Here is a 14,428-nt window from a genome sequence, read left to right on the forward strand (position 1 = left end):
GAGGAGAACAAATAATGAAAATAGGTATTCCAAAAGCTTTAATGTATTATTTTTATTATCCATTCTGGAAAACTCTTTTTGAAAGCCTTGGTTTTGAAGTGGTCACCTCTGACGATACTTCAAAAAGTATTTTAGACATAGGGGTAAAAGAAGCAGTTGCGGAAATATGTGTACCTATGAAGGTATATACAGGACATGTTTTAAATTTGCTGGATAAGAGTGTTGATTACATATATATTCCTAGGTTTGTAAGCTTAAGGAAAGGTATATTTATGTGCCCTAAATTTATGGGGTTGCCTGACATGATAAAAGGTCTTTTTGATGGCATTGAGAATAAAATTTTGACTCATAACATAGTGTCAAAAAGTACTGACATATCAGAGTTCCACAATTATACAGTTTTTATCGATAAATTGGGTGTGAGTAGAAAAGATTTAAAAAATGCTTTAAAGAAAGCCCGAGACAAATGGCTTGAGTTTAGAACTTTGAATAAGCAAGGATATGATATAAATGAGCTTTTGACGAGTGATAAACCAAAAAAATATGAAGGCGATATTACAATAGGTCTAATTGGTTATGTATATAATGTTTATGATAGATTTGTCAATATGGACTTGCTTAATGTTTTTCGCAAGCTCAACATAAAAGTTGTGACTTTTGATATGATGGAAGAAAGGATAATACAACGTCAATTGAAAAAATTTAAAAAAAATATGTTTTGGGAATTTACTAATATGCTCTTAGGTACAGCTTATGAGTTTATGGAAAGAGATGACATTGATGGTATTATTCATATTACTGCCTTTGGATGCGGTCCTGATTCAATTGTTGAGCCTTTTTTAACTATAGATTCTGAAAAACACAAAAAACCTTTTATGACTTTAAGAATTGATGAGCAAACTGGTGAAAGCCACGTAATTACAAGAGTTGAGGCATTTACGGACCTCATAAGGATTAAAAAATATAAAGCTGAAAAAACTGTGGAAGGCGTGATTTAAGTGAAGATAACATTTCCATATATGGGTTCTCCTTATATGTATGAAAAACTTTTTACATTATTAGGGCATGAAGTTATAACTCCTCCGAAACCTTCACAAAAAACTGTGGATTATGGAGTGAAATATAGTCCTGAATTTGCTTGTTTTCCTTTAAAGGTTATTTTGGGAACTTATCTTGAGGCTTTAGAATTAGGAGCGGATACTATAGTGACTTCTGGTGGGAATGGCCCCTGCAGGGCTGGTTATTATGGAGAGGCTCAGAAAAAAATACTTAGAAATATGGGATATGACGTTGAGTTTATTATATTTGACGAGCCGAAAAAGGATATAAAAGGATTTATGGATAATGTAATGAAAATAAAAGGGAAAAGTTCATGGGCACAAGTTATTAGAACAGTAAAAATTGTTTATGATATGGCGAAATCAATGGATAAAATAGAGAAAATTGTAGAGACCAAGAGGGCTTATGAGTGTAATAAGGGAGAGTTTACTAAGGCATGGCATGAGATTACAGAAGAGTACAGGAGAATAGAGTCTTCTGAAGATGTGAAAAAAGTTGAAAGAAAGGCAATTGAGAGGTTGAATAGTATAAAAATTTGTGAAGTTCCAGAAAAAGAAAAAATAAGGATTGGAATAGTAGGAGAAATATATGTTGTGATGGAGCCTTCAATAAATGGTAATATAGAAGAAGTTTTAAATGCTTATGGCGCAGAAGTGGAAAGGTCTCATTACATTTCCGAATGGATTGATTTTAATTTAATACCTTTGCCTTCCTACAAAGAAAAAGAACATAAAATATTGAAAAAAGGTGAAAAATACATAGAGATAATAATTGGAGGCCATGCGAAGCAATCTGTCGGTGCAATAATTGATTTTATGGAAAGAGGATTTGATGGAGTTATTCACTTGAAACCCTTTGGATGTTTACCAGAACTTATTTCTCAAAGTGTGATAGATAAAATAATGAGAGAATATGACTATCCAATTTTGTCACTTTCTGTAGATGAACAAATGGCTATTGCCAATGTATTAACGAGAATAGAAGCTTTTTTAGATGTTATAAAACTAAAAAAACACAGAGAAAGGATAGCGAGGTAGGCAAAAGTGGAGAAAATATATATTGGTGTTGATGTAGGGTCAGTAAGCATAAAGGTTGTAGCAATTGATGAAAATAATGAGGTCTTATTCAATTCGTACGTAAGAAATGTTGGGCAACCAATTGATACTGTAAAGGATGAACTAGCAAAATTACACAATGAATTGGCAACTAAAGAAATAGGTGGGGTTGGCGTAACTGGAAGTGGCAGACAGCTTCTTGGATACATTCTTGGTGCAGATGTAATAAAAAATGAGATTACGGCCCATGCTACTGCTACATTACACTTTCATCCAGATGCTAGTACTATTTTTGAAATTGGCGGACAGGACTCAAAACTTATTATTATAAATGATGGTACGATAGCTGACTTTGCTATGAATACGGTTTGTGCTGCTGGTACAGGGTCATTCCTTGACCATCAAGCACAAAGGCTGGGGATAAAGATTGAGGAATTTGGTGAAATTGCATTGACTGCAAAGCGAGATGTGAGAATTGCAGGTAGATGCACAGTCTTTGCAGAATCTGATATGATATCGAAACAGCAATACGGGTTTAGTAAAGCTGAAATATTAAAAGGTCTTTCTAAGGCCTTAGTGAGAAATTATATGAACAATCTTGTAAGAGGAAGAAAATTAAAACCGGTTTTTGTATTCCAAGGCGGTGTGGCGGCAAATATTGCGATAAAAAAGGCGTTTGAAGAAGAAGTAGGACATGAGGTAATTGTGCCAAAGTATTATGACATCATGGGAGCAATAGGAATAGCGATGTTGGCAAAGGATGAAATGAAACGGACAGGCAATTCTACTAAGTTTAAAGGGTTTGAGGTTTCAGAGGAGAAGTTTGAAACGACGAGCTTTATTTGCAAAGCTTGTCCTAACGAATGTGAAATAATACAAATTAAAGCAAACGGCAAAGTAATAGCGATGACAGGAGATAGATGTGGCAGATGGTCAAACTCTGTTATATAATTGAAGCAAACAAGGGGAGCATTTTCTCCCCTTATTTTTTGTTATCCTTCTTTTGCTGTTTTAAAGTAGTTTTGGAGAAATGCTGTTATTATGAGTGCAACAATACCTCCTATGAGTGCTGTTATAAGCTGTGGGAAGGTAAAAGCCTGGACAATTTTTAAGGGAACTTTTACATTGAATAGTTGTATTATATATTTTACTGATAAAGCAAGCCATATAAACTTAACTACAGCACCTACTATCATTCCTATTACTTTGTTTTTTTGCGTTGAAAAAAGCATTACATATAACCCATTACCCACCATTATGAAAGGAATCATTAAAGGAAATCCCATTATGCCTACTAAAAATGCAATTACCGGTGTTAAAAGTCCTATTATAATTCCTGACCACATTCCTACAGTTCCAGCTGCGATTAAAAGCATTGCATTAACGATAGAACCTGTTATAAGTTGGGGCATTTTTAAAAACTGAAATATTAAAGTAATAGCTAATAGGATAGCTGTTCTCGTTATAAATTTTGTATTCACACAAATCGCCTCCTTTCCTCTTATTGTCAATTATATTTTATTACTTTAACAAAAGAATGTCAAATAAATATCAAAGTTGCAAAGAATTTTTTACTTTGTTGACTTTAATGGAAGATAGAGATACAATTTAAATGTAAATGTAACAGTTGTTACAGTAGAGGTGATTTATGTGAATAAAATAGAATTTAAAGAGGTAAGCTACGGTAGTTTTGGAAAAGAGATATTAAAAGACATTTCTGTAAAGTTTGAAGGTGGAGCAATACATACTATTGTCGGCCCTTCTGGAGCTGGAAAATCGACGCTGATTAAACTGATAAACCGATTGATAGATCCAACCCATGGCAGTATTTTAATAGACGACGTGGATATTAAAACAATAGATGTGATAGACTTAAGAAGAAGAATTGGAATGGTTTTTCAGCAGCCTCATCTTTTTGAAGGAACAGTTAAAGACAATATTGAGTATGGTCCAATGCTTAAAGGCGAAAAAAATGTAAACGTGGAGTATTATTTGAGCATTGTAGGATTGAATAATGAGTATGCTACAAGAGATGTGAAAAATTTATCAGGAGGGGAACAGCAAAGAGTTTCTATAGCGAGAACTCTTACAAATAATCCTGAAGCTCTTTTACTTGATGAACCTACATCAGCCCTTGATCCTACCTCTACAGAAATAATAGAAGAATTAATAGTTAAGCTGAAGGAAGAAATGAATCTGACGGTTATTTGGATAACTCATAACATGGAGCAGGCTAAGCGCATTGGGGATTACACAGCACTGCTTAACAAAGGGATATTAGTAGAATATGCAAAAACTTATGATTTTTTTACAAATCCCCAAAATGAAATTACAAAATTGTTTATACAAAGCAAGTTAAAGGAGGAAGGTTAAATGAGTGTATTGTCTTTGACATTGGCGTCAAGTCTTGTGCTAATATCAATTTTTGTTTCTTATTACCAAAAACTGGGGATTGAAAAGGAAATAGTTATAGGTACTATAAGAGCGGTTGTGCAGCTTACAATAGTGGGATACATTTTACACTACATATTTGCTGCCGATAATGCTTTATTTACCTTGGCAATGGTAAGCTTAATGATAGTAGTTGCTGGAAATAATGCTTCAAAGAGAGGGAAGGGAATACCGAATGTTTTTTATTTTATCACTTTTTCAATTGCCTTAAGTGCCGCGATTACAATTTCTCTGCTTATTTTGTTTGGGAATATACATTTTAGACCCCAGGAAGTTATACCTGTATCAGGAATGATAATAGGAAATTCAATGGTGGCTTCAGGACTTGCTGTTTCAAGGCTAAAAGACGAAATAAAAAATAAGTCAGAGGAAATAGAGGCGTATTTGTCACTTGGTGCAACTTCAAGGCAAGCCGCACAAAAAGTGATAAAGACTGCAATAAAGACAGGTATGATTCCTACAGTTGACAGTATGAAAACTCTTGGTATCGTCCAACTTCCAGGGATGATGACAGGTCTCATATTGGGAGGAGTGGACCCTATTGAGGCAGTTAAATATCAGATAATGGTTACATTTATGTTAGCCTCTACAGTAGCGATTTCCTGTTTTAGTGTTACCTTTCTTACATACAGAAACTTTTTTACAAAGTACCATCAACTTGTGTCTGATTTACAATAATATTGTTTAAAATGATATTGCATTTATTTCTATTTTGTAATAAAATAATGTACAAATCAATTTGTAAATGCAATGAAGTGGAGCAGTAGGCATTGTAAGCTTTAAGAGAGCCGTTGGTCGGTGCAAAACGGTAGCCTAAGATGCCGAAACTCGCCACGGAGCAGGCATACTGAAGTGTAGTAGGTATGCACGGTTACCGCCGTTACAGGTTTAAGTGGGCTTTACGCCAAAAAGAGTGGTACCACGGAAGTGCAAGTCTTTCGTCTCTTAAAGATGAAAGACTTTTTTTAATAAAATCGAGTTTGCTAAAAAATCATAGATAGGAGTGGAGGTTTATGGCTTACTCAGTGGATGTTGATAGAAAATGGCAAAAAAAATGGGAGGAGACAAAACTTTATAAGTTTAATCCTAAAAATGTAGATAAAAAGCTTTATTGCCTTGAGATGTTTTCTTATCCTTCAGGTGCCAAGCTTCACGTAGGGCATTGGTACAATTATGGACCTACTGATTCTTGGGCGCGTATGAAAAGAATGCAGGGATATGAAGTTTTTCATCCGATGGGATTTGACGCTTTTGGACTTCCTGCAGAAAACTATGCTATAAAGACGGGAATACATCCTTATGATTCTACTATGGAAAATATAAGGACGATGGAAAAGCAGCTTAAAGAAATGGGGGCGACTTTTGATTGGGACTATGAAGTAATAACTTGCTTACCGGAATACTACAAATGGACGCAGTGGATTTTCCTTAAACTTTTTGAGGCAGGCCTTGCCTATAGAAAAAAAGCTCCAGTAAATTGGTGTCCCAGTTGTCAAACTGTTCTTGCAAACGAACAAGTTATAGATGGGAAATGTGAAAGGTGCGGCACTGAAGTTACAAAGAAAGATTTGACTCAGTGGTTTTTTAAGATAACTGCTTATGCAGAAGAACTCCTTGAAAAACTGGATGAACTTGATTGGCCTGAGAAGACAAAAATAATGCAGAGAAATTGGATTGGAAAGTCGGATGGAGCAGAGATAGAATTTAAAGTAGCCGGAAAAGACCTGACATTTAAGGTATTTACTACAAGAGCTGACACGCTATACGGAGCGACGTATGTAGTTATTGCGCCAGAACACGAAATTGTAGATTTAATTACTACAGAAGAATATAAACAAGCTGTTGAAGAGTATAAAGAATACGCGAGAAAACAGAGTGAGATTGAAAGGTTGTCTACTGAAAAAGAAAAGACAGGGGTATTTACAGGAGCATACGCAATTCATCCTCTGACGGGAGAGAAACTCCCTATTTGGATAGCAGACTATGTCCTTGCAACATATGGAACAGGATGTGTCATGGCTGTTCCTGCCCATGATGAAAGAGATTATGAGTTTGCAACAAAATACAACCTTCCTATAAAAAGAGTGATAAAAGGAATAGGAGATATAGACGATAGTTTGCCTTTTGTCGAATATGGAGAGCTTGTAGACAGTGGAGAATTTACAGGTTTGAAATCAGAAGAAGCGAGGATAAAAATTGTAGAAAAATTAAAGCAAGAAGGTAGAGCAGAGTTTAAAGTAAATTACAGATTGAGGGATTGGCTTGTTTCAAGGCAGAGATACTGGGGTGCTCCAATACCTGTCATTCACTGTGAACGGTGTGGCATAGTCCCTGTCCCAGAAGAAGATTTGCCAGTATTACTTCCTTATGATGTGGAATTTGCTCCAACAGGTGAGTCTCCACTTAAAAAGCATGAGGGCTTTATGAATGTAACTTGTCCTAAATGTGGAGGTAAAGCGTTAAGAGACCCCGATACTCTTGACACTTTTGTAGATTCTTCTTGGTACTTTTTAAGATATCCCGATAACAAAAACGACAAAGAGCCTTTCAATAAAGAATGGATAAATAAAATGTTGCCTGTTGACAAGTACGTAGGTGGAGCAGAGCATGCGACAATGCATCTTTTGTACGCAAGGTTTGTTACAAAGGCTTTGAGAGACTTAGGATATCTTGACTTTGATGAGCCGTTTAAATCATTAGTGCATCAAGGTACAATATTGGGCCCTGATGGAAGCAGAATGAGTAAATCTAAAGGAAATGTCATTTCGCCTGACGAATACATTAAAGAATACGGTTCTGATGTATTCAGACTCTATCTGATGTTTGGATTTGCTTATTCTGAAGGTGGGCCATGGAATGATGATGGTATTAAGGCAATTTCCAGATTTGTCAATAGAGTGGAGAGATTTATAGATAAATTCATAGAGACAAAAAACAATCCTGGCAAGACTAAAGACGAAATGGGAAAAGATGAAAATGAATTAAACTATGTGAGACATTATGCTATAAAAAGTGTGACAGAAGATGCAGAGAGATTTCAGTTTAATACTGCAATAGCGAGGATAATGGAACTGGTAAACGCTCTTTATAAATACGACACAGATGTGGAAGTTAAAAATATCGAATTTTATGAAGATGTGGTGGCAGATTTAATAAGGCTTTTGGCGCCATTTGCTCCTCACTTTTCCGAAGAAATGTGGGAAAAACTTGGATATGAATATTCTGTTTTCAATCAAAAATGGCCAAAGTGGGATGAAAAAGCTCTACAAAGAGATGTTGTAGAAATAGCTGTGCAGGTAAACGGCAAGGTAAGAGGAAGACTTGAAGTTCCTTCAAATGCTCCTGACGAAGAAGTACAGAGGATTGCACTTTCAGATGATAAAATAAAATCCTACCTTGATGGAAAAGAAATAAAGAAGGTCATAGTTGTTAAAGGCAGGCTTGTAAATATTGTTGTGAAATAATTAAAGGCAGGAGGCTCACTCCTGCTTTTAAAAAATAAATATTTTTTAGTGATGGTGAGGTAATTGTGATAGTAGATAGTGATGTTAAAAAGAGTATAAATGGAGTTAAAAGTGCATTACCTATTGTGTTAGGGTATTTGCCAATAGGCTTTGCTTATGGACTCGTTGGTGTGAAAAGCGGTTTTACTATTTCACAAGTGGTGGCATTGTCTCTTTTTGTGTATGCTGGTTCAGCACAATTTATTGCTATAAGTTTGCTTAGTGCAGGAACAAATTTTGTTACACTGGTGTCTACAATATTTATAGTAAATTTGAGGCACTTTTTATATAGTACATCGCTGTCGCAGTATATGAAACATATATCGAGGAAACATATACCAATATTATCTTTTTTTATTACTGATGAGACATATGCTGTTGCGATTACAGATTTGCAAAATAACTCTAAATACACTGAAGGATATTTCTACCAACTATTTTTAACCTCATATACTGCCTGGGTATTTGCTTCATTTTTAGGTGCTGTATCAGCAACTTTGATAGGAGGCTCTATAAACATAGGGCTTGATTTTGCACTTCCAGCAATGTATATTGCCTTGCTATTTATGCAAATATCAGGTTATAAAAAAGTTTTTATAAGTATATTTTCGGGCTTTTTGTCTATAACTTTGATGTTTATATTACCAGGAAATACAAATGTCATTGTAGCCGCATTAATAGGTGCAGGAATGGGGGTATTGGTTGACAAATGGGTACGAAATTTATAATAAGTGTTATTGGAATGTTTTTAGTTACATATATTCCACGATTTATGCCTGTTTATAGCTTAACTAAAATAGAACTTCCTCAGGCTGTAAAGTCATTTCTTGAGTATGTGCCTGTGGCAGTTCTTTCAGCTCTTTTATTTCCAGTAATTTTTATTAAAGATGAAAAATTATTTTTAGATTTATCAAATGTATATTTACTTTCAGCAATACCGACATTTATAGCTGCATATTTTACAAGGAAGCTATTTACACCTGTTGTTGTTGGTATTGTTAGCTATGTGATTTTATCATATATTATTAAGTAGATTGGTATGCTTTCTGGATAACAATGTTTTTACTGCTTTTTAAAATAAGCAGTTTTTTATTTGCGTTTTTGTGATATAATATACTTGCAAATGTTTGATAAACAAATAATTGTTTGGGAGTGTATTGATGTGGCATTGACACAGAGGGAAAAAGAGATATTGAGATTTATAAAGAAAAATCCAATGATTTCTCAAGAAGAATTAGCACAGCTTATGGGTATTAGCAGGTCAGCTGTTGCAGGGCACATAGCAAACCTCATGAAAAAGGGCTTTATATTAGGAAGAGGCTATGTGGTGAGGGACTTTAAAGGTATTACTGTAATTGGAGGAGCAAATATAGATATAAAAGGTAAACCCTATTCAGAGCTTATGAAGCACACTTCAAATCCTGGACACATAAACATAGCACCTGGTGGTGTAGGAAGAAATATTGCTCACAACCTTGCACAGCTTAGCTTACCTGTTACGCTTTTGAGCGTTGTGGGTAATGATGATGAAGGAAGAAGGCTTCTTGAGGAGACAAGGCAAGCAGGGGTAAATGTTGAACAGATTGTAATTTCAAATACAAGGCGTACAGGTATATATCTTGCCATTCTTAATGCAATTGGTGATATGGATGTGGCTCTTTCAGGAATGGACATTTTAGAAGAGTTAAATATACAATATCTTGAGTCCAAGATGGAAGTTATAAAAAATAGTGAAATTGTAGTTTTTGATACAAATATTCCTGAAGACAGCATCAAATATATTGTGGAGCTTTGCTACAATAATAATATTCCTGTAGTGGCAGAGCCCGTTTCAATAGATAAGGCGAAAAAACTAAAGAGTGTACTTGACAAAATCGATTATGTAACTCCAAATAAAGAAGAACTTGAATCGATATCTGGAGTTAAAATAGCAAATGATGAGGATATGAAAAAAGCAGTAAAGCATTTAAGACAAAAAGGTGTTAAAAATGTCATAGTAACTTTAGGAGAAAGAGGCGTGTATATTTCATCAGCAGAATTTGAAAAATTTATAAAACCGTATGATGCTGAAATTGTTGATGCTACAGGTGCAGGAGATGCTTTAACTGCTGGCCTTGTTTATGGTATTTTTAATGGCTATCCTCTGGATGTATCAGCAAAATTTGGTCTTGCTGCGGCATCTCTTACAATATCCTCACCTTATACAGTAAATCCATTTTTAAATGAAAATCAATTAAAAAATATAGTAAAGGAGATTGTAAAATGAATAAGTTTATTGATTTGTCAAAAGAAGTTAAAGAAGCAATGGAAGAAAGGAAGCCTGTTGTTGCACTTGAATCTACTATAATATCTCACGGAATGCCTTATCCGGAAAATATTGAGACGGCTAAAACTTTGGAGAATATTGTAAGAGAACATGGAGCTATACCTGCTACAATTGCCATTATAAATGGAAGAATAAAAATTGGTTTAAGCGAAGAAGAACTCGAATTTATGGGAACTTCAAAAGAAATATTAAAAGCTAGCAGAAGGGATTTACCCGTAGTTTTAGCAAAAGGACTTAGTGCAGCGACTACAGTTTCCGCAACAATGATTTGTGCAAATCTTGCAGGCATAAAAGTGTTTGTTACAGGAGGTATAGGAGGTGTCCACAGAGGAGCTGAACAGACTTTTGATATATCAGCCGATTTACAAGAACTTGCAAATACAGATGTAGCAGTTGTGTGTGCAGGTGCAAAGGCAATACTTGACCTTCCTCGCACTCTTGAATACCTTGAAACCTTTGGGGTTCCTGTGGTAGGGTTTAAAACTTCAGAGTTTCCAGCTTTTTATACAAGGGAAAGCGGACTTAAAGTTGATTATAAAGTGGATGACGAAATAGAGGCTGCAAAAATTATAAAGACAAAATGGGATTTAGGCTTAAAAGGTGGGGTTTTAATTGCAAATCCTATTCCAAAAGAATATGCCTTGGATAAGACTTATATAGATAAAGCAATAGAAGATGCTCTTTATGAGGCAGAAAAACGCAATATAAAAGGTAAAGAAATAACGCCTTTTTTGTTGGATAAAATAAAAGATTTGACACAAGGTAAAAGCTTAAAAGCTAATATTGAACTTGTCAAAAATAATGCCCATGTAGGTGCGAAAATTGCCATTGAATTAAATAAATTGTATAAAGAGGCGTAATCCGCCTCTTATACCTACTTTTTGTCGTTATCGTGTACTTCATCTATTATTTCTTCTCTCATGTTTTGTATACTTGTCAGCCTATTTTTGTTTTTCTGCTTAATCCTTTCTATTTCTTCAGGAGAAAGTTCTTCTGCGTGTAATTTTAGGTAATCTTCTGCTTCTCTATAATTTTCTATAGTATCGTGTATCATCTGTTGTAATTTCTCTACATTGTCTGAGCGGTCATCCGGCTTTGGAGGTTTTGTGTATTTATCATTTTCCTTTGCCATAAATCTCACTCCTAAATTTAAAGTTTCTCATATTTATTTTGTTCAGTAACAACATTTATATGTATTGCAAAAAGCATGTTTTTAAGGTTAAGTGTTTTAAAGTGTATTATTTTTTTGTATTTTATGATAAAATGTATCATAAAAGGGGGCGAAGGATGTGAAAAGGATTGATAAAGTTTATAATTGTGTAAAAGAATTATGTAGCAAGCAATTTGCTGAAAGAGGAGAAATAATTGGAGTTTCAGCTATGGAAATTGCACATGCTCTTAATATACAAAGAACAAATGCTTCCAGCGATTTAAATACCCTTTTTAGAGAAGGAAAAGTTATAAAAGTTGAAGGCAAACCAGTTTTGTATAAGGTTAAAGAACTTGATATAGTTTCTGATGAAAGTGATATGGTAGTGAAAGATGTATTTGACAGCATAATAGGAGCTAATTTAAGCCTTAAAAATGCCGTACAACAAGCAAAAGCTGCTATAATTTATCCTCCCAATGGTCTTCATACACTTTTGCTTGGAGAGACGGGTACAGGCAAATCCATGTTTGCAGAGGTCATGTATAGTTTCGCAAAAGAAATTGGAAGGATAAAAAGGAACGCTCCTTTTGTGACTTTTAACTGTGCTGACTATGCTAATAATCCGCAACTTTTAATGTCACAACTGTTTGGCGTGAAAAAAGGAGCGTATACTGGTGCCGATAAGGATAGAATGGGCCTTGTTGAAAAAGCAGATGGTGGCATACTTTTCCTTGATGAAGTCCATAGGCTTCCACCAGAAGGACAAGAGATGCTTTTTTATCTAATTGATAAAGGACTTTATAGACGGCTTGGAGAATCTGAGACGCAACATAAAGCGAATGTTTTAATAATATGCGCTACAACAGAAAATATTGAGTCTACTCTTCTTAGGACTTTTATAAGGCGGATACCAATGGTGATTAAATTGCCAGCTTTAGCAGAAAGAACATATGAAGAAAGATTTGAACTTATTAAAAATTTCTTTAGAGAAGAAGCAGCTATTATTAACACTGATATTATGATCACTTCAAATGCTTTGAAAGCTTTATTGCTTTATGAGTGTCCTAATAATATAGGTCAACTGAAAAGTGATATAAAACTTTCAATTGCAAAAGCTTATCTTGGGTACATGATGAAAAGAGATAAAGGAGTATGCGTGCATACTGAAGATTTACCTGAGTATGTCAGAAGAGGATTGTTTAAGTATAAGGAATCGAAAGATGAAATTGATAGATTTATTACGGGAGATATAATAAAGTTTTCAGTTGATAATGCTACTCCTGTTATCCAACAGAATAATCAGATATTCAATTTTTATGAGGCATTAGAAGAAAAAAGAAAAGCTTTGGAGCAAAAAGGACTTAACGAAAGTGATATAAGACTCATCATGAGTATTGATATAGAGACATATTTGAAAAAGTATCTCTTAAATCTTGATAAAAATAATTTGGAGGAATTGTATAAAGTAGTGGATAAAAAGATTGTCGATATAGTAAACGATTTTTTGAATTATGCCAGTAAAAAGTTAAAAAGGTCCTTTAGTGAAAAAACTTTATACGGCCTTTCTATGCATGTAGCCAGTTCTGTTGAAAGAATACTAAGTGGCAAAGATATTGTAAATCATCAGCTGGAAAACATAAAGAGAGTGTATGAAAAAGAATTTGAAGTGGCAAAGGCTTTGAGAGAAAGGGTCCAAAAAGAGTTTAACATAAAAGTACCTGATGATGAAGTGGGTTTTGTTACAATGTTTTTATGTCTTGAGGAGGAAACAAAAGAAAAAGACGAAAGGGTAGGAATTATTGTTGCAATGCATGGAGAAGCCGCTGCTACTTCCATTGCAGAGGTTTCTAACAGGCTTTTAGGTGATAATTATGTAATTGGTTATAATATGCCACTTGATCAAAAACCAGAAGTTGCGTTAAATAATTTAACTAATATTGTAAAAAGAGTGGACAAAGGAAGAGGCGTTTTACTTCTTGTCGACATGGGGTCATTAGTGTTATTTGGTGACATGATATACGAAAAGACAGGAATACCCGTCAAAACGATTGAAATGGTTTCTACTCCTATGGTTTTAGAAGCGGCAAGAAAGGCAATCCTTAACGCATCTTTAGAGGAAGTGTATGATGCAGTTGTTAATTTTAGTCCTTATGTAGGCAGAATCTACAAAGACAGTGTTAAATTTGAAGCTTCTCTTAAAAAGAATGTTATCATAACTGCTTGTATAACCGGTGAAGGGACAGCAGTTAAACTTAAATCAATACTTGAAAGAGACCTTAACTTAAAAGAGAAAGATATAGATATTATTCCTATTGAGGTTGAAAGCAAAAGAGAATTTAGAAGAAAACTACTCAACATCAAAGAAGAAAAAAATATTTTAGCTGTTGTAAGTGCTATAAATCCACAGGATGATTCTATATTGTATATTTCTACATCAGATGTGTTTGATAATGATAAATTATCTGTATTGAAAAATAAAATTGAAGCTCTTTCGCAAATTGAGGTAATTGATAACATGAAGGAGGTTATAAGAGAAAATATAAAGATAGATTCAGAAAAGTATATATCTTCTTTTAAAAGATTTTATGCAGCTTTAATAAGAGAAGGAGTAAATTTAAATGAAGATATTACAATAGGATTAATACTTCATCTTGCCTGTGTAGTTGAGCGTATATTACAAGGAAAACAGTTAATACACATGAAGGATACACAAGAATACATTAAGAATTATCCAAAAGAGTTTGATATTATAAAAAAAGCTATAAGGATTATCGAAGAAGGATGTAGTGTAAAAATTTCAGACGAAGAATGTGTAAATATGATGAAAATAATCTATTCACTTTGATACACATATGTGTATTGAATAGGTTTTTAAATGATACAC

Annotated in this window: 13 protein-coding genes and 1 other annotated feature; of the genes, 11 read left to right on the forward strand and 2 right to left on the reverse strand. The window is 34.3% G+C overall.

Annotated features, from left to right (window positions below):
- The first annotated feature begins 14 nt into the window (after window positions 1-14).
- The 3 genes from TETH514_RS01265 to TETH514_RS01275 are packed head-to-tail and all read left to right on the forward strand — an operon-like array spanning window position 15 to window position 3,065.
- Entirely contained in the window at window positions 15-998 is a 984-nt protein-coding gene (locus TETH514_RS01265) for an acyl-CoA dehydratase activase-related protein (RefSeq protein ID WP_009051894.1), read from the forward strand.
- A complete protein-coding gene (locus TETH514_RS01270; protein WP_009051893.1) occupies window positions 999-2,096 on the forward strand; it encodes a 2-hydroxyacyl-CoA dehydratase in 1,098 nt (365 codons plus the stop codon).
- A 6-nt stretch (window positions 2,097-2,102) separates the two neighbouring features.
- Window positions 2,103-3,065 (forward strand): acyl-CoA dehydratase activase, encoded by a 963-nt coding sequence (locus TETH514_RS01275; protein ID WP_009051892.1) that lies wholly within the window; start codon window positions 2,103-2,105, stop codon window positions 3,063-3,065.
- 41 nt (window positions 3,066-3,106) lie between these two features.
- On the opposite strand, the gene TETH514_RS01280 is transcribed toward TETH514_RS01275, so the two are convergent.
- The gene (locus TETH514_RS01280) at window positions 3,107-3,595 is read right to left on the reverse strand and encodes an ECF transporter S component (protein ID WP_009051891.1); all 489 of its coding nucleotides are present in this window, start codon (window positions 3,593-3,595) and stop codon (window positions 3,107-3,109) included.
- 169 nt (window positions 3,596-3,764) lie between these two features.
- On the opposite strand from TETH514_RS01280, the gene TETH514_RS01285 reads away from it, so the two are divergent.
- From TETH514_RS01285 to TETH514_RS01315, 7 genes are all read left to right on the forward strand, one after another.
- Complete coding sequence (locus tag TETH514_RS01285; protein WP_009051890.1) at window positions 3,765-4,487, forward strand: phosphate ABC transporter ATP-binding protein; 723 nt, start codon at window positions 3,765-3,767, stop codon at window positions 4,485-4,487.
- The gene (gene fetB / locus TETH514_RS01290) at window positions 4,488-5,243 is read left to right on the forward strand and encodes an iron export ABC transporter permease subunit FetB (RefSeq protein WP_009051889.1); all 756 of its coding nucleotides are present in this window, start codon (window positions 4,488-4,490) and stop codon (window positions 5,241-5,243) included.
- Window positions 5,244-5,306: 63 nt separating this feature from the next.
- Window positions 5,307-5,514: a binding site (T-box leader), on the forward strand.
- 64 nt (window positions 5,515-5,578) lie between these two features.
- Complete coding sequence (leuS, locus tag TETH514_RS01295; protein ID WP_009051888.1) at window positions 5,579-8,029, forward strand: leucine--tRNA ligase; 2,451 nt, start codon at window positions 5,579-5,581, stop codon at window positions 8,027-8,029.
- A 65-nt stretch (window positions 8,030-8,094) separates the two neighbouring features.
- A complete protein-coding gene (locus tag TETH514_RS01300; protein WP_009051887.1) occupies window positions 8,095-8,796 on the forward strand; it encodes an AzlC family ABC transporter permease in 702 nt (233 codons plus the stop codon).
- Window positions 8,778-9,101: an AzlD domain-containing protein gene (locus tag TETH514_RS01305; protein ID WP_009051886.1), complete on the forward strand. Its 324-nt coding sequence runs from the start codon at window positions 8,778-8,780 to the stop codon at window positions 9,099-9,101. Before TETH514_RS01300 ends, TETH514_RS01305 begins: the two co-directional genes overlap by 19 nt.
- Before the next feature lie 129 nt (window positions 9,102-9,230).
- Complete coding sequence (locus TETH514_RS01310) at window positions 9,231-10,334, forward strand: PfkB family carbohydrate kinase (RefSeq protein WP_009051885.1); 1,104 nt, start codon at window positions 9,231-9,233, stop codon at window positions 10,332-10,334.
- A complete protein-coding gene (locus TETH514_RS01315; RefSeq protein ID WP_009051884.1) occupies window positions 10,331-11,254 on the forward strand; it encodes a pseudouridine-5'-phosphate glycosidase in 924 nt (307 codons plus the stop codon). Before TETH514_RS01310 ends, TETH514_RS01315 begins: the two co-directional genes overlap by 4 nt.
- A gap of 14 nt (window positions 11,255-11,268) precedes the next feature.
- Here TETH514_RS01315 and tlp read toward each other — a convergent pair whose 3' ends face one another.
- Window positions 11,269-11,526, reverse strand: a complete 258-nt coding sequence (gene tlp, locus TETH514_RS01320; RefSeq protein ID WP_009051883.1) for a small acid-soluble spore protein Tlp — start codon at window positions 11,524-11,526, stop codon at window positions 11,269-11,271.
- 157 nt (window positions 11,527-11,683) lie between these two features.
- Here tlp and TETH514_RS01325 point away from each other — a divergent pair, with 157 nt between their 5' ends.
- Window positions 11,684-14,389: a sigma 54-interacting transcriptional regulator gene (locus tag TETH514_RS01325; protein WP_009051882.1), complete on the forward strand. Its 2,706-nt coding sequence runs from the start codon at window positions 11,684-11,686 to the stop codon at window positions 14,387-14,389.
- Window positions 14,390-14,428 lie beyond the last annotated feature (39 nt).

Source organism: Thermoanaerobacter sp. X514, from assembly GCF_000019065.1.
Classification (GTDB): domain Bacteria; phylum Bacillota; class Thermoanaerobacteria; order Thermoanaerobacterales; family Thermoanaerobacteraceae; genus Thermoanaerobacter; species Thermoanaerobacter pseudethanolicus.